Source organism: Frankia sp. CgJB1 (assembly GCF_977947065.1).
Genome location: NZ_CDWTNB010000074.1, coordinates 1 through 18,347, shown reverse-complemented (window position 1 = coordinate 18,347; position 18,347 = coordinate 1). Strand labels below are relative to the sequence as shown.

Annotated in this window: 16 protein-coding genes and 2 pseudogenes; 8 read left to right on the top strand and 10 right to left on the bottom strand. The window is 68.9% G+C overall.

Translation table 11 applies throughout. The annotated features are described in order from the left end of the window. Both AC08OT_RS10525 and AC08OT_RS10520 read right to left on the bottom strand, forming a co-directional pair. Positions 1–713 (bottom strand): epoxide hydrolase family protein (locus AC08OT_RS10525; protein WP_476602768.1); only part of this gene is annotated, 713 nt, incomplete at its 3' end. Between the two features lie 498 nt (positions 714–1,211). Then, entirely contained in the window at positions 1,212–2,057 is an 846-nt protein-coding gene (locus AC08OT_RS10520; protein ID WP_476602767.1) for an isocitrate lyase/PEP mutase family protein, read from the bottom strand. A gap of 335 nt (positions 2,058–2,392) precedes the next feature. On the opposite strand from AC08OT_RS10520, the gene AC08OT_RS10515 reads away from it, so the two are divergent. The 5 genes and pseudogenes from AC08OT_RS10515 to AC08OT_RS10495 all read left to right on the top strand — a co-directional run. Next, a complete protein-coding gene (locus AC08OT_RS10515; RefSeq protein WP_476592745.1) occupies positions 2,393–2,809 on the top strand; it encodes a hypothetical protein in 417 nt (138 codons plus the stop codon). Between the two features lie 413 nt (positions 2,810–3,222). Next, entirely contained in the window at positions 3,223–5,451 is a 2,229-nt protein-coding gene (locus AC08OT_RS10510) for an NADP-dependent isocitrate dehydrogenase (protein WP_476592746.1), read from the top strand. A gap of 254 nt (positions 5,452–5,705) precedes the next feature. Further along, the gene (locus AC08OT_RS10505) at positions 5,706–6,626 is read left to right on the top strand and encodes a MurR/RpiR family transcriptional regulator (protein ID WP_476602766.1); all 921 of its coding nucleotides are present in this window, start codon (positions 5,706–5,708) and stop codon (positions 6,624–6,626) included. A gap of 650 nt (positions 6,627–7,276) precedes the next feature. Beyond that, positions 7,277–8,233 (top strand): annotated as a pseudogene (locus AC08OT_RS10500) (ABC transporter substrate-binding protein). After that, positions 8,230–8,370: pseudogene (locus tag AC08OT_RS10495) on the top strand (ABC transporter substrate-binding protein); the annotation flags it as partial. The pseudogenes AC08OT_RS10500 and AC08OT_RS10495, both read left to right, overlap by 4 nt. Here the strand turns inward: AC08OT_RS10495 and AC08OT_RS10490 are convergent. Beyond that, entirely contained in the window at positions 8,334–10,283 is a 1,950-nt protein-coding gene (locus tag AC08OT_RS10490) for a DUF2142 domain-containing protein (protein WP_476595686.1), read from the bottom strand. The pseudogene AC08OT_RS10495 and the gene AC08OT_RS10490 sit on opposite strands and share 37 nt — an antisense overlap. Positions 10,284–10,579: 296 nt before the next feature. Here AC08OT_RS10490 and AC08OT_RS10485 point away from each other — a divergent pair, with 296 nt between their 5' ends. Further along, positions 10,580–10,936 (top strand): winged helix-turn-helix transcriptional regulator, encoded by a 357-nt coding sequence (locus AC08OT_RS10485; protein WP_476592750.1) that lies wholly within the window; start codon positions 10,580–10,582, stop codon positions 10,934–10,936. 150 nt (positions 10,937–11,086) lie between these two features. Here the strand turns inward: AC08OT_RS10485 and AC08OT_RS10480 are convergent, their stop codons facing one another. Then, positions 11,087–11,653 (bottom strand): YceI family protein, encoded by a 567-nt coding sequence (locus tag AC08OT_RS10480; protein ID WP_476592751.1) that lies wholly within the window; start codon positions 11,651–11,653, stop codon positions 11,087–11,089. A gap of 228 nt (positions 11,654–11,881) precedes the next feature. Between AC08OT_RS10480 and AC08OT_RS10475 the strand changes: the two genes are divergently transcribed. After that, positions 11,882–12,361: a hypothetical protein gene (locus tag AC08OT_RS10475; protein WP_476602765.1), complete on the top strand. Its 480-nt coding sequence runs from the start codon at positions 11,882–11,884 to the stop codon at positions 12,359–12,361. A gap of 175 nt (positions 12,362–12,536) precedes the next feature. Here the strand turns inward: AC08OT_RS10475 and AC08OT_RS10470 are convergent, their stop codons facing one another. From AC08OT_RS10470 to AC08OT_RS10460, 3 genes are all read right to left on the bottom strand, one after another. Next, complete coding sequence (locus AC08OT_RS10470; protein WP_476592758.1) at positions 12,537–13,022, bottom strand: hypothetical protein; 486 nt, start codon at positions 13,020–13,022, stop codon at positions 12,537–12,539. 49 nt (positions 13,023–13,071) lie between these two features. Next, positions 13,072–13,692, bottom strand: a complete 621-nt coding sequence (locus AC08OT_RS10465; RefSeq protein ID WP_476597574.1) for a hypothetical protein — start codon at positions 13,690–13,692, stop codon at positions 13,072–13,074. A gap of 442 nt (positions 13,693–14,134) precedes the next feature. Beyond that, positions 14,135–14,587, bottom strand: coding sequence for a hypothetical protein (locus tag AC08OT_RS10460; protein ID WP_476595684.1), 453 nt, complete (start codon positions 14,585–14,587; stop codon positions 14,135–14,137). A gap of 33 nt (positions 14,588–14,620) precedes the next feature. Between AC08OT_RS10460 and AC08OT_RS10455 the strand changes: the two genes are divergently transcribed. Then, on the top strand, positions 14,621–15,901 hold the full coding sequence (locus AC08OT_RS10455; protein WP_476592754.1) for a lipase: 1,281 nt from the start codon (positions 14,621–14,623) through the stop codon (positions 15,899–15,901). A 284-nt stretch (positions 15,902–16,185) separates the two neighbouring features. Here AC08OT_RS10455 and AC08OT_RS10450 read toward each other — a convergent pair whose 3' ends face one another. The 3 genes from AC08OT_RS10450 to AC08OT_RS10440 all read right to left on the bottom strand — a co-directional run bounded on the left by AC08OT_RS10450 (position 16,186) and on the right by AC08OT_RS10440 (position 18,177). Next, complete coding sequence (locus tag AC08OT_RS10450; protein ID WP_476592755.1) at positions 16,186–16,470, bottom strand: hypothetical protein; 285 nt, start codon at positions 16,468–16,470, stop codon at positions 16,186–16,188. A 448-nt stretch (positions 16,471–16,918) separates the two neighbouring features. After that, complete coding sequence (gene uppS / locus AC08OT_RS10445) at positions 16,919–17,692, bottom strand: polyprenyl diphosphate synthase (RefSeq protein ID WP_476592757.1); 774 nt, start codon at positions 17,690–17,692, stop codon at positions 16,919–16,921. Positions 17,693–17,922: 230 nt separating this feature from the next. Then, positions 17,923–18,177, bottom strand: coding sequence for a hypothetical protein (locus AC08OT_RS10440; protein WP_476592756.1), 255 nt, complete (start codon positions 18,175–18,177; stop codon positions 17,923–17,925). Positions 18,178–18,347 lie beyond the last annotated feature (170 nt).

The window sequence follows — 18,347 nt, the reverse complement described above, 5'->3', positions numbered from 1 at the left end:
GCATTGGGGATGGGCCGGCCGCCGCTGAGGTCCCAGGCCCGGTCGCCGTTGAACAGGGTGAGCTTCAGGCCGGAGCCAATGTGGATGGCATACAGCTCGTCGGCGTACGTGTGCCCAAGCTGGCCGGTAACCAGGGCTCCGACGTCGCAGCCGGCGGCGGCGTACCTGTCGTAGCCGAGGGTCTGAGTCATGAGGGTGTGCCAGAGGTCGGCGACCTTCCAGAAGTTCAGGTCCGGGTTGTTCGGCAGTGGTGCGGAGAGCCCGAAGCCGGGAAACGAGGGGATGATCACGTCGAATGCTTCGGTGGGATCGCCGCCGTATGCGCCGGGGTCGGCCAGCGGATCGATGACCCTGGACCAGTGCCAGAACGTCCAGGGCCAGCCATGGGTGAGGATCAGGGGGGTCGGATCGGGGCCGACTCCGGCCTTGCGCATGAAGTACACCGGCACGCCTTCGACCTCGACCTGGTAGTGCTCGTAGGCGTTGATGGCGGCTTCGGACTTGCGCCAGTCGTAGCCGGTGCGCCAATAGTCGACAAGTTCTTGCAGGTAGGCACGGTTCACGCCGTAATACCAGTCCTCGTTGCCCGCGTCGAGCGGCCAGCGAGTCAACTCCAGGCGCCGCTGGAGGTCGTCGGGCACGTGAATCGGCGTCGGCTCCAGTGGGAACGGCCGGGTCTCGGCGGCGTACGACGGCGTGGTTTCGTGGCTCATTGTCGTCTCCTTTTTGTCGTCTCGTCATCGTCGTCTTCCTACCGCCGGTCGACGTAGCGGGTGAGTCCGGCTCGGCCGGAACGACATCGTCGCGGGGGGATCGGGCGCGCGTGACCCGGGTAGGAGACGGCTATGTGGACATGGCTACGAGGGATGGCGGCGCGCCGCCGGGCCCGTTCCCGTTCCCGTTCCCGATCCGGGTCCGGGTCCGGGTCCGTGGACAGTTCGGCCTGGAACCCGTCCGGCTGGTGGTGGTGTCTCGACCACGGACGCGCGGAGAACCCGCCGGATGCGCCCGGTCATCGGCGCCTGGGTCCCTACGGCAGTGCCTCGGACGCCGAGAACTGGCGGCAGGGGTTGGACAGGCGCAACGAGGACTGGGACGAAGCGGACCGTCGATGGGCCGGGGACCGCTGACGGTGGTGCTGCCGGCACGGTCGTCGGCGGTCTCGTCGGCGGACCCGTACGGCGGTGAAGAAGCAGCCGCCTCCGCCCGCGCTACCGCACCTCCGAGGACATCATCTGATTGGCCTGCGCATAGGGTGTCGCCTCGGCGGCGCCTGAGAACGTATCTTCTTCGTAGATTTCCCGGGCCGCGTGCAGCACGGCCGCGAGAGCGATACGCGGCAGGAGGGAGCCGAAACTGATGCGGCGGGCACCGAGCAGGCCCAGTTCGGTCACCGACGGGAACGGGGGCGGGCCCACCAGGACGTTCACCGGGCCTTGGACCCGCTTGCAGACCTCGCGGATGGAGTCCGGGTCCAGTAGGCCCGGGGCGTAAAGCACATCGGCGCCGGCCGCCGCGTACGCCTGAAGGCGGCGTATCGTATCTTCGAGATCGGGGTGGCCGTAGAGAAAGTTTTCGGCGCGTGCCGTGATGACGAAGGGGAAGGGCAGGCTTCGCGCGGCGGCGACCGCGTGGCCGACTCGTGTGACGGCGTCGTCCAAGGCCAGGATCGGCGCCTGCGGTATTCCGGTGGCGTCCTCGATGGACCCCCCGACGGCTCCAGCCTCGGCGGCCAGCAGAACGGTCTCCTCGACGTCCCTGGGCGTTTGCGCGAAGCAGCTCTCGAGGTCGGCGGAGACCGGTAGCGGGGTTGCGGCGGCGATCGCACGGACGTTGGCAAGAGTCAGCGTGCGGTCGATCAGGTTCGCGCCGTCGGCCACACCGTGGCTGAGGGCCAGCCCGGCACTTGTGGTTCCGATGGCGACAAAGCCGGCTTGCGTTAGCAGGCGCGCGCTTCCGGCGTCCCAGGCATTTGCTATGACAAACGGGCTGTCCTGCTCGTGTAGCTCACGGAATATCACCGCTTTGCGATGTTGCGCGGTCGTGTCGTCGTCCATCACATCAACTTTCCTGGGGCCGGTTGGGGCACCGGCGTGGACAGATGAGTTCTGCGCGCTGGTCGACGGCCGGTGAGGAGTCGCGGGTGTCGTCATCTTCGCAGGTGTCGCCTGCGGGTTTCGGTGCAACGCCGACATCAACGCCGCCCAGGATATTGCCGCAGGACGTGCGGTGAACGCACGGGGAGGCATGGCACCGGCCGTTCCGGTGAACCGCGGACCTCACCACCACGCACCCCTTTGGTGGGTGTGTAGGAGTTGGGATGCCCACCTTTCAGGGCGGGGAGGACGTCAGTCGCCAGCCCAGGACGCCCGCGGTGAGGGACGGTGGTCCTATGACCGACGACGACGATGACTGGGCCCCGCCGCCCGTGCTCCACGGCGACGGAGACTCGATAGCAGCCGCGGGCGAGGCGCTCACCGAAGCGGAGACCGCCCTGCGGGCCTACGCCTGGATCCCGGACGCGGACGAAATCGACGCTGCCGCCGCCATCCTCCACCAGCTGGATTCCGGGCACCATCGCCCCGATGCTCCGGTCCGGTACCTCGTCCACCGGGCGCTGGAGGAGACGTACCCGCAGCTGATCGCCTGGCGGCCCCGACCGCTGTACTTGTACGCGGCGGTGAAAACCGTGCAGCTTCTCGCCGCGGCACCGCCCACCGAGGAGCGTGACGATGCCACCCTCGTCGCCTGGGACCGCCTGACCGTCCTGCTCCGCGTCGTGTCCGCCACCGCGGGTGGCAGTACCTAGCACCTGCCCAACACCTGCCCGGCGCCTGCCCGATACCTGCCCGGCGCCGCCCCACCCGCACCCGGTTGCCGGCGGCTGATCCGGATGTGGCGGCCGCGATCGCCGAGGAAATAAGCTACATCGGCCCGCACCGCGGCGAGTCCGGAGGAGATGGTCGCGTTGCGTTTGGAGAGGTTGGCCCCGAGGTTGGCTCCATGGCCGGCGAGCCGGGCCGTCCGGGACCGGCCAGCGACCGCGTGCCCGGGTTGTCCGGAGCGTCACCGAGCCCCGCGCGCGGGGAGACCCGATATAACGATCATGCTGGTCGGTGGGGTGCCGCTGCCGACAGCCCCGGCCCGGCGAGGACCCCGGTGGAGCGGGCGTTCAGGGCATACCTTGATACCCAGATGAAACAGACGCGAAGCGGAGTATCGGTGACTGACTCGACCATCATCTATACACACACTGACGAGGCTCCGGCCCTGGCGACGTACTCGTTCCTGCCCGTGGTCCAGGCGTATGCCGCGACGGCCGGGGTCAGTGTCGACAGCCGCGACATCTCCCTGGCGGGGCGGATCATCGCCAGTTTCCCCGAGGATCTCGAGGAGGCCCAGCGCGTCGAGGACGCGCTCGCCGAGCTCGGTGAGCTGGCCAGGACGCCCGAGGCGAACATCATCAAGCTGCCGAACATCTCGGCTTCGATTCCGCAGCTGAAGGCGGCGATCGTCGAGCTGCAGCAGCAGGGCTACGCGCTGCCGGACTACCCGGACGACCCGAAGACCGACGAGGAGCGGGAGATCCGCGCCCGTTACGACAAGGTGAAGGGCAGCGCCGTCAACCCGGTGCTGCGCGAGGGCAACTCCGACCGCCGCGCCCCGGCCTCGGTGAAGAACTACGCCCGGACCCACCCGCACCGGATGGGCGCGTGGGCACCCGACTCGAAGACGAACGTCGCCACGATGAGCGCCGACGACTTCCGCTCCACCGAGAAGTCCACGATCATCGCCGAGGCCGGCACGCTGCGCATCGAGCTCGCGGGTGACGACGGCAGCACCACCGTCCTGCTCCCGTCCCTGCCGGTGCTGGTGGGCGAGGTCGTGGACGCGGCCGTCCTGCGGGTGGCCGCGCTGCGCGAGTTCCTCACCGCGCAGATCGCCCGGGCCAAGGCCGAGGGCGTGCTGTTCTCGGTGCACCTGAAGGCCACGATGATGAAGGTCTCCGACCCGATCGTCTTCGGCCACGTGGTACGGGCCTTCTTCCCGCAGACGTTCGTCACCCACGGCGCGACGCTCGCCGCGGCCGGTCTGTCCCCGAACGACGGGCTCGGCGGCATCCTCAAGGGCCTGGAATCGCTGCCCGAGGGCGAGGAGATCAAGGCCTCCTTCGCCGCGGAGCTCGCCGAGGGCCCCGCCCTGGCGATGGTCGACTCCGACCGCGGCATCACCAACCTGCACGTGCCCAGCGACGTCATCGTCGACGCCTCCATGCCGGCCATGATCCGTACCTCCGGCTACATGTGGGGCCCGGACGGCCGGGAGGCGGACACCCTGGCGGTCCTGCCCGACTCGAGCTACGCCGGCATCTACCAGGTCGTCATCGACGACTGCCGGGCGCACGGCGCCTACGACCCCGCGACGATGGGCTCGGTGGCCAACGTCGGCCTGATGGCGCAGAAGGCCGAGGAGTACGGCAGTCACGACAAGACCTTCGAGATCCCTACCACGGGCACGGTGCGGATCGTCGACCAGGCCGGCACCGTGGTGCTGGAGCAGGCGGTCGCCGCCGGCGACATCTTCCGCGCCTGCCAGGCCAAGGACGCGCCGATCCGGGACTGGGTGAAGCTCGCCGTCACGCGCGCCCGCGCCACCGGTGACCCGGCGGTGTTCTGGCTCGACGAGAACCGCGCCCACGACGCGAGGCTGATCGAGAAGGTCCGGGCGTACCTGCCCGAGCACGACATCTCCGGGCTGCGGATCGAGATCAAGGCTCCGGTCGACGCGATCGCGTTCTCGCTGGAGCGGATCCGCCGCGGCGAGGACACGATCTCGGTCACCGGCAACGTGCTGCGTGACTATCTGACCGACCTGTTCCCGATCCTGGAGCTCGGCACGAGTGCCAAGATGCTCTCGGTCGTCCCGCTCATGAACGGCGGCGGCCTGTTCGAGACCGGCGCCGGCGGCTCCGCGCCCAAGCACGTCCAGCAGCTGCTCAAGGAGAACTACCTGCGCTGGGACAGCCTGGGCGAGTTCCTGGCGCTCGCGGCCAGCTTCGAGCAGTTCGCGCGGACGACGGGCAACGCGCGTGCCCAGGTGCTCGCCGACACCCTCGACCGCGCGACCGCCACCTTCCTCAACGAGGACAAGTCGCCCAGCCGCCGGCTGGGGGGCCTCGACAACCGCGGCAGCCACTTCTACCTGGCGCTCTACTGGGCGCAGGAGCTGGCCGCGCAGACCGGCGACCCCCGTCTCGCGGAGGCGTTCGCCGGTCTCGCCAAGACGCTCGCCGACGAGGAGAAGGCGATCGTCGACGAACTGATCGCGGTCCAGGGCTCGCTGGCCGACATCGGGGGGTACTACCAGCCCGACCCCGTCAAGGCCGCGGCCGTCATGCGTCCGTCGAAGAGCTTCAACGAGGCCATCGCCAGCCTCACCAGCCTCGGCTGACGAGACCCGAGCGAGGGTCCCACGCCAACGAGGGGGATCCCACGCGATGACGCGATAACGCGATGAGGGGAAGGGCCCCGGAGCCCGGGGCCGGACCCCGGTGCCGAGGCCGGTCCGCCGCCAGGCCGCGACCGTGTCGTGACTCCGTGTAGTGCAATGGCCTCCGCCTGTCGCGGCGGAACTTTGCTCCAGTGATGAACCGACATATGGATTGTTATTCCGTCATTGACATGTCCGTCCCCTGAGGTTCATGGGTGGCGCCTAGCGTCAGCCGGGTGGTTGAGCGATTTTGCGGGCCGGTCGGCGATATTGAGCGGGGTCCCGGGTCGGTCGGTGACGGCGACGTGCTGGAGTTGATCAGATCCCGGTTGCCGGGCCTGTCGCCGGCGGAGCGGCGGGTCGCCAATGCGGTGCTGCCGGCGCCGCTGGAGGTCCTGGACATGTCGGTGACCCAGCTGGCCGAGGTGTCCGGGAGCTCGGTCGGGTCGGTGATCCGGTTCTGTCAGACACTCGGCCTGCGCGGGTTCCAGGACCTGAAGCTGCGCCTGGCGCGGCAGGCGATCCCGGTCGAACGGCAACTGCTCGACGAGATCTCCGCGGACGACGGCTCACCCGAGGTGGTCCGCAAGGTGTTCTCGGGGATGGCCGGCGCGCTGAGCGTCGCGGCCCGCGCGGTGGACGCGGGCGCGCTGGACCGCGTCGTAGACCTGCTGATCAACGCGCGGCGGATTCTGTTCGTCGCGGTCGGGACGTCGGCCCCCCTGGCCGCCGACGTTGCCTACCGGCTGACGACGATCGGGCTGCCGGCCGTCTACCCGGCGGATGTGCACGTCCAGCACGTGTCGGCGCGGATGCTGGGCCCGGGGGACGTCTGTTTCGCGATCAGCCACACCGGGTCGACGACCGAGACGTTGGCGTCGATGCGTACCGCCGCGACCACCGGCGCGGCCACGGTGGCGCTGACCAGTTTCGCCAGTTCGCCGCTGACCGAGCTGACCGAGTCGGTGCTGGTCGCGGGCAGCCGGGAGACCGCCTATCGGATCGAAACCATGACCAGCCGGATCGTGCACCTGGTGGTCCTCGACGCGATCTTCGTTCTGATCGCGTTACGGCACCGGCAATCCCAGGACGCGCTGGCCGCGACCGGCGACGTTATCACCGAGCACCGCATCTGATCATGTCTAGGAGTGTCCGACCATGAACACCACTCTCGCCGCCAACCACCTGCCGCCCACGGCGACGCCGGCCAGCTCCACCGTACCCAGGTGATCTCCGTCTTCCCGGGCGAGACGACCCAGCCGCTGCACCGGGACGAGTTGGCCTGGGAAGCGGCCTCAAACGGTCAGCGCACCGCACGTGAATCACGTCACCGTGATACACATCATGCGGCCACCGACGAGGAGGCCGAGCGCGCGGCGAGGCGCTGACCGAGACGGATCGCGAAGAAATCTCCCGTGGGCACGAAACCCCACGTGCACCGGGGCCGTGGCTTGTCGAGTCCTGCTGTTGTTCCGCCGGTGGTCTGCCTGCCTGTCTGGCCGGCCGTCCCGTGCGCCGGGAACAACTGTAGCCGTGGTGACAATGATTTCCCACGGGACACCGAACACCCGGCCACGTCAGCTGAATCGCTACGCCACGAAGGTGGTGTTGGGTAATGTCGGGACATCTGCCGGCGGGCACCAGCCGACGGTCGGCGGTAGCTGTCCCATAGTCCATATACAGCGAGGTCCGCCCACGCGCTCTCGCCCATTCGTCGAGCGGGCCGGAGCGTGAACGGATATTTCCCTGCGCTGCCTGTCTTGTTCTCCTCGGGGATCCCTCGCCTATGCGCCGCCCAGTCCTGTCCTTGGGTATCGCCGCCGCCCTGCTGGTGGTAGCCGCCGGCACCGGCGGTTGCTCGTCCGGAAAGGCGTCCGCGGGCTCCTGTGACACTCCTGGAGTGACGGAGGATCAGATCAGGCTCGGTGTGCTTTACCCCGACTCGGGGGTGCTCGCGCCCTTCTCCGTCGCGCGAGCCGGCCTCGACGCCCGGATCGGGCTGGCCAACGAGCGTGGCGGGGTACACGGCCGGAAAATCGTGTACGATTGGCGCGACGACCAGGGAACCGCCGAGGCGAATGCCATCGGCGTGCGGGAACTGGTCGAGGAGAGGAAGGTCTTCGGCCTCCTTGAGTTCACCCTGGCGGCGAGTGGCAGCGCGTCGTACCTCGCCGAGCAGAATATTCCGGTGGCCGGCGTGGCGGCTGAGGAAGTCTGGTCGAAGTACCGGAACATGTTCTCGTCGTTCTACATCACCGGATCCGCCATCGACACATACGGCAGGCTCGTCCAGTCACGTGGGGGAACCAGGGCCGTTCTGCTCAGGACCGCCCTGTCAGCCGGGATCGCGGACACCGGAAGCAAGATTGTGTAGAGCGTGCAGTCAGTCGGCATCCCGGTCGTCGACGAGGTGAGCTACACGGCGAACGCCGACAGCCCGGCGGCGATCGCCCAACGGATCGTCGCGGCTCGCGCCGACACCCTCCTCACCGTGGTCGACGCCCATGAACTCCCCGCCGTGCTGAACGCGATCCGCGCCGCCGGTGGGAATCCCACGGTGATCCTTGCCGCCAGCGGCTACGATGGCCGACTGCTGCGTGATGCGGGCGCCGCCGTTGCCGGCGTCACGGTCCCGGTTTTCCACCGGCCCTTCGAGGCCGGCGGCTCTCCCATCACGAGCTACATCGACGCGATGCGGCGCTACGCCCCCAGCGGGAGGACCCGGAGCAGGAGATCACGATGATGGCCTACATCAACACCGACCTGTTCCTGCGCGGTCTGGAGGAGGCCGGGGACTGCCCCACCCGGCAGGGTTTCGTCGACGGACTGCGGTCGGTGACGAACTACGATGCCGGCGGCCTGATCCAGCCGATCGACCTCAGGAACAGTCTGGGCCGGCAGAGCACCTGCCTGGCCTTCGTCCAGGTCAACAATGCCGGTACGGCCTTCGGCGTCGTGGCGGAGAACCTGTGTGGCAAGGAAATCACGGCCGGCCGGGCCGCCTCGTGACCCGGGCCGGCCGGGCCCTGATCTGACGCGTCCCCGCCGCCGGGCGATGCGGGCGAACGCCGCGGCCCGGCCGCCGCCGCGGCGGCGGCGAGCAGGCAGCAGGCACCGGCTCCCGCCAGGGCCATCCAGGGGACCCAGCCACCCGGAGGATTCCACTGCGACGAGCCCAGGAACCAGGCCGGTCCATAGATGCCCACGGCGCTGCGGTGCCAGTCTGTCCACAGGCCGACGGTATGCACCGCGATCACCGCCATGACGGCGACGGCGGGCCCCGCCCGGCGCAGGGCCGCGGGGATGCGCGCGGCCCACCGGGTCAGGATCTCCCCGGCCGCCAAGGGCACCAGCACCGCGATCGGCGTCAGGTACCGCCCGTAAACCGGGAAGCGCGTCTGCCGCAGGACCAGCACGTCGAGCGCCACCGCCACCGCCACCACGCCGATCAGCACCGCGCCGAGGCGGACCCGCTGCCGCCAGGTTCCCACGACGAACGCCGCGCCGAGCAGGACCAGCAGGCACGCGCCCCATGTCCAGTAGGCGAACGAGGGCATCCGCAGGCTCGCCCAGCCGAACACCCCGACCCACTGCCGTGCCCAGGCGGGCACGTCGGACGACAGCTGCCGCAGCCCCTGTTCCGCGAGCTCACGGCTTATCCCCGGGTGCGGCTGCACGCGCTTCTCCCAGGCCGCGGTCGCGACGACCCCGGCCACGGCGAGGGCGACCCACGGAACCGAGAGCCACCCGACCAGCCGGTGCCGCCGGGTCCCTTCTGCTGGCCGGGGCTGCTCGACTGGCCAGGGCTGCTCGACGGCGGGTACCGCATCGACGGCCCGCGCCCGCGCGCGGGGGGCCGCGAGACCGACGGCGATCACCGGGGTGAGCAGCACCCACAGGGGGCCGGACGGCCGGGACAACGCCACCAGCGCGGCGACGAGGCCGAGGGCGGGCCAGATCCACCTCGGCGGCGCGCCCGGTCGACCGAGCCGCAGCGCCAGGGTGAACAACGCGGTCGCGCCCGCGATCTCCATCCCGTTCGTGCCGAGGACGGAACCCAGGAACAACGCCATCGGCGAGACCGCCAGCAGCACGCCGCCGACCGAGAGCAGTCCGGCGCGGGAATCCCAGGAGGCGAAGATGATGATCGCCAACAGTGTCACCACGATGGCAGCCGAGGTCGCCCGCCCGGCGTAGAGCGCGCCGTCCGCCGTGTGCGTGCGGGTCATCACGGCACCCTCGACCGCGTAGAGATAGGGCTCATAGGTGCCCACGTAACTGAGGGCCCGCGTCGCCGCCGGCCGGGAGTGCGGACGGTCGAGGCACGCGACGGACAGCCAGTCGCGGAAGAGGTCGCAGGGGAACCCCGCCGCGCCGGGGTTGAGCCCGGCGGGCAGGGCGAAGACGCGGCTGTTGCGATTGATCCAGTCGATCCGTTCGGTGCGGCCCGGTCCGTTGCCGAACGACGGATGTGCCAGCCGGCCGGGTGTTCCCGTCCATTGTCCGGTGCCCGCGCCGACCGCCTTCACGAAGTGGGCGGGCTCGTCGGGGCCGAACCCCGGCGGGTTGGTGCCGACCCAGGCGGCGACGAGCAGGAGGAACCCCGCGACGAGAAGCCGGGGAGGCAGCCGGGACGCACCCGGGGACCGGCCGGCCGTGCCACGCAGCCGGCCCCGCCGGCCCCGCCGACCACTTCGGCCCAGCCGACCCGGCCAGCCCCGCCGGCCACTCCGGTGAGGCGCGGCACTGCCGGGAGTGTCCGTCGTCGAACGGCACTCCGGTACACCGGCCATGACTCCCCTGCCGCGCCCCGACGCCCGATGGTTCCCTCACCCCATCGCATCCTGTCGCGCCTATCTAACTCCACTGCATGATTGGCGGATTGGCGGGACCGGGCCGGTCTTCCGCGGGTCGCCACCAGGACCCGCCGGTTGGCCTTCACCGGCACGCCGGCCTACGCTCCCGATCCCCGCCGGGTCGTCCGGGTGGGTGTGACAGCCTGAGTTGGTCCCACATGAGGGCCTGTCCTGCGTCGTGACTTGCGATGCGTCGGGGCACCCATGATGCGTCGGGCATCTACTATGACCCGATGGTTGCGAGGCCGGAGGACGGTGTGAGCTGTCAGGCGCTGACTCCGGTCTTCGCGCTGCTGGGGAAGCGGTGGAGCGGTCTGATCGTCAGTACGCTGATGGCCGGCCCGGCGAGGTTCTCCGAGATAGCGAAGCTGGTGCCGGGGGTGAGCGAGCGGATGCTGTCGGGCCGTCTCACCGAACTCGTCCAGGCCGGCCTCGTGGAGCGTGAGGTTCTCGAGGGGCCGCCGGTGGCAACGCGTTATCGGCTCACCCCGCGGGGCGAGGGGCTGCGGACGGCGCTGCACGAGCTGGAGGTATGGGCGCAGGAGTATCTCGTCGCGCGCGGGGAGCCGCCGTCTCCCAGGACTCCTTGACCGGGGCTTGCTGACCGGAGCTTGCCGGGCCGGTACCCGCCGGGCTGGTACTTGTCGGGCCGGTGGAGGTGCCCACGGTCCGTCGCGAGCCCGGATGATCTCGGGGCGCGGGCTCGCGACGGCGCGGGACCGGTTGGGGAGCCGGGTTGATCAGGGGGCGATGAACTGCAGGTCGAGCTCGATCTTGACCTTGTCGGAGAGGGCGAGCCTGCCGGCACCGAGCGGTAGGTTGAAGGTGATGCCATAGTCGCCGCGGCGGATCTCCGTCGTCGCGGCGAAGCCGGACCGGACGCGGCCGTCTACGGGGTGAGTGTCGACCCCGTAGAACTCGACCGCCAGGGTGACGGGTCTGGTCACTCCGTTGATCGAAAGATCGCCGGCGAGTTCGTACTCCTCGTCGCTGCCCGTGACGGACGTCGAGGTGAACGTGATGGACGGGTGGGACGCGAGGTCGAAGAAGTCGGCGGAACGCAGGTGCGCGTCCCGGTCGGGCTGGTTGGTGTTGATCGAGGCCAGGTCGATCTCGGCGCCGACGGACACCGACTCCAGGGTGTCGCCGACCGACAGCGTCGCGGAGAACGTGTCGAAGCGCCCGCGGACGTTGGTGACGCCGAGATGGCGGACCTGGAAGTTCACGCCCGAGTGCGCGGGGTCGAGCGTCCAGGTACCGGCGGCCAGGGGCAGCGGAGCGATGTCGGACGGGGATGGCGCGGTCATGGGACCTCCAGGTCGATGATCGACGGATGGGGCGGTGGCCGTTGCGGCTGCAACGGTACCCCTACAAAACATTAGTAGCTAACGAAAGACAAGGGGTAGTGAGGTCCTGGACCGCTGCCGGTTCAATGCTGGTGCTGGTGCCGGTCCTCATGGGGGTGTCAGTCATGCCGCGTAGGCGGAGTGAGGCTTTCGAGGCAGCGGCCGGGGTGCGCGTGGCCGGAGCCGCCGGTGGGGGAGCGGTCGGTGGCGGAGTTCTGTGAAAACGGCGCGAAGGCGGTGGCGGAGGAGGCGACGCGGGCCCGGGTGGGCCGGGAGTTCTTCGCCGCGCATCCGCTGGCGGATCTCGCGGGTCGGTCCAGGCGCTGGCTGGGGAGCCGGGGTCGGATCATCGAGCCGATGTTCAAGGCGCCGGGTGCGGACCGGCACGCGCCGATCGGCTGGGACGAGGCATTCGGGATCATCGCGGGGGAGCTGAACGCGCTGGACAGTCCGGATGAGGCGGTGTTCTACACATCGGGTCGGACGAGTAACGAGGTGGCGTTCGTCTGGCAGCTGTTCGCGCGGATGGTGGGGACGAACAACCTGCCGGACTGTTCGAACATGTGTCACGAGTCGTCGGGGGCGGCGCTGTCGGCGACGATCGGGATCGCTCCAGCCTGCTCGGGCGGGGCACGACCCTGGCGGATCAGTTCCTGCAGATCCGGGTGAACGGGGACCCGGCGTTGTTCCAGGCGCTGACGGTCAACACCTGCGAGGTGCTGCGGGTCCCGCCGGGACACCTGCTGCTGCAGGCCGTCCGTCCCCACGACCAGTACAACACGACGATCTACGGCATGGACGACCGGTACCGCGGGGTGCGCCGCGGCCGGCGCGTCGTGTTCGTTCACCCGGACGACCCCGACGAGCTCGGTATCGCCGACGGCACCCACGTCGACCTCGTGCGCCCACTCGAAACCCCGGCGCAGGGTGTGTCCCGACGGCTGGTCTGCTGGTCTGCATCGTGCGAGACCGGGTTCTTGACGGCGGTTGCCGGGAGGATACGGCGCTCCCAGCCGAACAGGTAGAGCAGGATGGAGACGAAGGTGAACTTGAAAAGTTCGAAACCCTGTGCGGAGTTGATGAGGGAAGCGACCAGGAAGGGTATGAAGAGGGCGGCCGATGCCGGCCGTCCGGCCAGCCGCAGCAGGATCAGGAAGACCGCTGCCAGAAGAGCGCACGCGCCGATCCGACCGAAATCGAACAGCCAGGCCAGGTAGAGGGAGTTGGCCGCGTAGTTCCGGCCGTCACCGTATTTCTTGGCGAGATAGACGGAGTTCGAGTTCGGGCCGTAGCCGATGTTCGGATGACCGTTCTGCCGGGCCTCGGCCATGACGATCCGCGCGCTCGTGTAACGGCCGTTGGCGGTGGCGGGTGCCGTGTCATCGCCCAGCGCGCCGAGTCCGGCGACGAGCCGGCCGAACGCGACCGTCAGGCCGTTGTTGCTGGTCAGGTAGCCGGCCGGCGGCGAGGACGATCGTCCGGCGGCCCCGGGCAGCCACCGCTCGAACCCCGTTGAGATAACAGAAGGCCAGGCTGATAGAGGCGGTGAGCAGGACCGTGGGTGATTTGGTCAGCAGACCGGCGAGGACGACGAGTGCCAGGTTTCGCCACGACCTGCGCCGGACCGCCAGCAGGATCAGCACGGAGATGACCGGGGCCCAGGACGAGGGCTCGGCCAGCAGCCCGCGCAGCCGGGGCGTGCCGCCGGCGCCGGAGTCTACCCACACCGGCGCCGGTAGGACGTCGGCGACGGCATAGCCGGCCAGGGCGATCCACACGCAGCCCAGTGACATCCGCCAGAAGACGTGTTCGAGGTGGCGGCGATCGAAGAAGAATGCCGCGAAGACGGCGATCGAGGCGTAGAAGACGCCGAACCGCAGGCTTGCCGCGAGGTATTCGGCCGCGCGGTCCGGGGCCACCGGGGCCACCGGGGCAAGGGAGTAGAAGCACATGACCGTCGCGATGAAAAGTACGGCCAACAGGCTGCGCAGCGCGTTCAAACACCCAGATCGCCAGCCGGGCGGCCGGCCCGATCAGCTCGTTCTGCTGCGTCTGCTCCGCGGTTTTTGGGGCGGTGTCCCACATCCTGGGGGAGCCGGCGGAGGTCGGATCGGGGGCAATCGTGACCGATCTCATCGCCGGCACCGTGGATTTCCCCCAAGGGGCATAGACGCCGTGATTTTCCCGAAGCCCATGTGGAGCATGCTAACAGCCACCGGAGCGCTTTCTCCCGGCATCCCTCGGCGGTGGGCGCGGGTGTCGCCGCGGCGACCCTTTCCGGGGATCGACTGCCTATAACCGGTCCTTCGCGGGCGACGCACGCGTTCAGGGCCGGCGGCCCGTGCCGGAAATCACCTTCGCCGGTGCATCCGTCTTTTTGGTGTGATCACACTACGACTGTCGGTGTCGGGAGCGTGCTCCCGGTGCCGACGGTGCTGCCCATCAAGCGATGGATATCTGACCAGGCCACCTACATTGATCCTCCGGGCAGGGCGTGATGGCAGCCAGCAGGTAGCGGTCATCCGACGGGCGGGCAGAGGGCGCGATGAAGACACCTGAGCGGCTGTTCGATCTCCCCGGCACGGTTGCCATCATCACCGGCGGAATCCGGTAGGCCATTCGAAGCCCGTGTGCGGTGGTTTTCCCCGCCCGGGTCGACCTGCTGACCGCATTCATCCTGGACAGGCCCACTTTTAGGATCACCGGCGTGGCGACAGGCCCACTTCTAGCGTCACCGGCATCGCAATGCACACGCGGGAAGGAAGTCACATGCAGGAAAGAGGCTACGTGCAGGAAAGAAGTCATGTGCCACTGGGGCGTCACATGCGGGAAATGGGTCACGAGCAGGAAACGGGTCATGTCCCGGAAGGAGGCCACGCGCCGCAGAGACGTCACGTGCGGCTGGTACGTCACGGGCGGCAGGACATCGTGAGGAGGGGACGGCGTTCCCGGCGGCGCCGGACCGTCATGGGGCTCGTCCTCGCCGCGACGACCGCGGTGACGGCCACCGCGACGACCACTGCCCTCATCGACCCCGCCGCGGCCACCGGGCCGACCACGGCTTGGCGCCACACATCCTCTTACCGCGGGGATGTGGTCTCCGTCAAACGGCTACGGGTCCTGTCGGCGGAGTATGTGCGGGCGGTCCTGGCCGGTACCGGGTTCGACGCCGATCCGGAGGTGATCCGGTCGGGGGTGCGGACTTACCGGGTCGTGTACTACACGATCGACCCCCGTGGACGTCGGACGACCGCCAGCGGCCTGGTGGCGCTGCCGCGCACCGAGGACCGCTGGCTACGGGTTGTCTCCTACGCCCACGGCACCGAGATCAACCGCACAGACGCTCCGTCGACCGCGACCGATCTGGAGGCCAACTCCTGGGGGCAGGCCCCGGCCCTCACCTACGCCGCCGCCGGGTTCGCGGCGGTCGCCCCCGACTACCTGGGCTACGGCGTCGGGCCGGGTGACCATCCGTGGTTGGACGTCCCCTCGGAGACCAGCGCGTCGCTGGACCTGCTCCGCGCGGCGCGCACTGTCGCCGAGCGTGAAGGCCGGAAGTTCAAACGGGATGTGCTGGTCACCGGGTTCTCCCAGGGCGCTTCGGCGGCGACGGGACTGGGGAAGGCGCTGCGGGCCGGCGCCGACCCGTCGTTCCGACTCGGTGCCCTCGCGCCCGTCAGCGGAGCCTATGACCTGCGCTCCGTGGAGCTGCCGGCGTGGCTGAACGGGCAGGTCGCATGGCCCTTCGGCGTCGGCTACACCGCCTTCTTCCTCGTCTCCTGGAACCGCCTGCACCACCTGTACCGCTCGCCGGCGGAGGTGTTCCAGGACCCGAAGGTCGCGACGCTCTTCGACGGCAAGCACACCGGGGAGCAGATCCTCGCCGGCCTGCCGGCGACCACCGACAAGCTGCTCACCCCACACGGCTTCGACCTGCTCCGCAACCCCCAGGGCCGGCTGGCCGTGGCGCTGTGGGCGGCGGACAAGACCTGTTCGAACTGGAACCCGAGGGTGCCGGTCCGGCTCTACGTCGGCGGCGCCGACCATCAGGTTCCGCGGGCCAACAGCGAGCACTGCCGGGCCGCGTTCCTGGCAAGTGGCGCCGACGCCCCGATCATCAACCTGGGACCCAACGTCGGTCATCTCGACTCCAACAAGGCCGGTACGGCCGCGGTCGTCCGCTGGTTCCGGCAACAGGTGCAGCAGTAACAGCGAGCTGACGGACCAGGACGATCCATGGTCCCCGGCCATCGCCGGTCCCATCGCCGGCGATGGCCGGTCAACCGGCCAGCGAAATCGGACGTCGGCGGGCGGCACTCGTGGGTGGGACGGAGGGACCTCCCGGCTCGTCGGCTTCAGCGTTCGTCGTCGGGGCTGTTCGTCGTCGGCGCTGTTCATCGTCAGCGGCGGTCAGGTATCTCGGTGCCTCCGGGGAGTGCAGACAAGATAATCAACGGTGTTGACGACGTTCCGGCCGCCATTTTTGATCATGGCTAGATTCGGAAAGGCCACACCGGGGGCCCGATGGTTTCGGTGCGGACGGGGAAATTGGGGCTAGGCATGTTGACCTCGAGGCCGAGTCTCTTGTTGATTTTGAGAGCGCGATTCGCGTAAAAAGCGAGGATTCGCGGGGCCACCGACGCCACCGTGGCGGTGGCCGGCTCGGGTATGACGGCCGAAACTATCGCGGCTATGTCGACGCCGTTAGCGACCATCTCGGTCTCCTCTCTGGTGAGGAAGATCTTCCAACCCTTGTGGACGCTGGTGGCGGATGCCATTGATGCTCCGTTTATGTCTGACATCAGGTCCCGACAGGCGACAGGCTTGCACCAGCGCGACGGAGACTCGACGGTAGTTCGCTGATGGCGCAATAAGCACTTAGGATTCGGAATGAAATAACTTGTTCACTTCGGGGTCCTCGCGAGCCTGTGACCTACGAAGACGCATATTGGCTTGCATTAATTACTTCATTACGAATTCATAGGTGGCCCATGACCGGCGTTGACCGTCTGAACGATCTTCCTGTCCGGGGGGATACCAGCCCCGCTCAAGGGAGGAAAGGGGGAAGGAAAGAAGGAAAGGAAAAAGGCGAGAAGGGGGAAATAGCCAGATAAAGAAAGAAATGATCGGGCAGTGGGAAGCGGAAAAACCAGGCGTACGCAGCCCGCCGTCCAAGGGCGGCTCAGGAGTGGTTCAAGGGCGGTTCAGGGGCGGGCCAGGCGCGGATCAGGCACCGTGGCGTCGCTCCCTGGCGGCGAAGCTGCGCAGGGCGCGCAGGAAATCGATCTCACGGAACGCCGGCCAGTACGCCTCGCAGAAATACAGCTCCGAGTAGGCGCTCTGCCAGAGCAGGAAGTTGGACAGCCGCTGTTCCCCGCTGGTGCGGATCACCAGATCGGGGTCGGGCTGGCCGGCGGTGTAGAGGTGCTGGGCGATGTCGTCCACGGTCAGCGTCGACGCGACGTCGGCCAGCGAGTCCCCCGCCTCGGCCCGCTCGTACAGCAGTTCGCGCAGGGCCTCGATGACCTCCTGGCGACCTCCGTACCCGACGGCGAGGGTGACGTGAGCGCCGGTCGTGACTCCGCGGGTCGTCTCCACGGCATCCTTGAGGACACGGGCCGTGCTGTCCGGCAGCGTGTCCAGCATGCCCGCGAGATGGACCTGCCAGCGGGCGTCTGGCCGCCCGAGCCGGTCGGCCACCACCTGCTCGATCACCTGCATGAGGAAGGCGACCTCGGCGTCCCCGCGCTGCTGCAGGTTCTCCGTCGAGCAGACGAACACGGTGACGTGTTTGATCCCGACAAGCTCGCACCAGGACAGGACGTCCTCGGCGTGCTCGGCGCCGTACTTGTGGCCGAGGCTCGGATTCGCCATGCCCATCTCGCGGGCCCAGCGGCGGTTGCCGTCCATGACCAGCCCGACGTGCGCAGGCAGTGGACCCGCCATGACCTGCCGACGCAGGCGACGGGTGTAGAGCGCGTAGAGGGGGCCGGCCGTCAGCTGCACCTTCGATTACACCTTCGATCGTGGGGCGCCCGGCGATCGCGGGGCACCCGGGGGAGGAGGAGTCCGGGGAGAGCCCATGGTCGGAATGGGCCTGTGGTCGATCTGTCGTGGGTGTCACATGCGGGGGAGTGGGGGAGTGGTACCTCGGGATACCAGTGTGCCCCCTCCCGAGGAAGGGCTTCCGCGGGGGCTCGGACCGACGTCGCGATCGGGCTGTCCGCCGGTCACAGGACCGCCACCGGCCCACCCACCCCGTGCAGGTCCAGCGCCGGAATCACCAGCCAGTTCTCGTAGCCCCCCGCCCGGGCGTGCCGGTTCGCCTCGGCCGGTGTCACGAAGAACCCGACGACACCTTCCACCGCCCGATCCGGCCCGATGAGGACCGCCAACGCCCAGAGCGGGCCGGATCGCTGCGGATTCGCGGCCGGAATGTGCGACCACACGTCCGACCAGCTCGACTGGTCAGTCGAGGACTCCATCATGCACCCCTCTTCACGTAGCTCGTCCGGAGCCGCCCACGGCGGCCATGGCGGACGAAGGTCGACCGGTGAAAACCGTTGATATCACTATCGGTGCCGCTCCTGCGTCTTACGGTGACATTCGGTAAGTTTCTGTCCATACTCTCGCCACGGCGCTCCAGATGAGCATC

Excerpts from the sequence above, each read along its gene's own strand:
- AC08OT_RS10520 (WP_476602767.1), bottom strand. The coding sequence starts at position 2,057 with ATGGACGACGACACGACCGCGCAACATCGCAAAGCGGTGATATTCCGT.
- AC08OT_RS10515 (WP_476592745.1), top strand. The coding sequence starts at position 2,393 with ATGACCGACGACGACGATGACTGGGCCCCGCCGCCCGTGCTCCACGGC.
- AC08OT_RS10490 (WP_476595686.1), bottom strand. The coding sequence starts at position 10,283 with ATGGCCGGTGTACCGGAGTGCCGTTCGACGACGGACACTCCCGGCAGT.
- AC08OT_RS10485 (WP_476592750.1), top strand. The coding sequence starts at position 10,580 with ATGGTTGCGAGGCCGGAGGACGGTGTGAGCTGTCAGGCGCTGACTCCG.
- AC08OT_RS10480 (WP_476592751.1), bottom strand. The coding sequence starts at position 11,653 with ATGACCGCGCCATCCCCGTCCGACATCGCTCCGCTGCCCCTGGCCGCC.
- AC08OT_RS10470 (WP_476592758.1), bottom strand. The coding sequence starts at position 13,022 with ATGGCCGAGGCCCGGCAGAACGGTCATCCGAACATCGGCTACGGCCCG.
- AC08OT_RS10450 (WP_476592755.1), bottom strand. The coding sequence starts at position 16,470 with ATGGCATCCGCCACCAGCGTCCACAAGGGTTGGAAGATCTTCCTCACC.
- AC08OT_RS10440 (WP_476592756.1), bottom strand. The coding sequence starts at position 18,177 with ATGGAGTCCTCGACTGACCAGTCGAGCTGGTCGGACGTGTGGTCGCAC.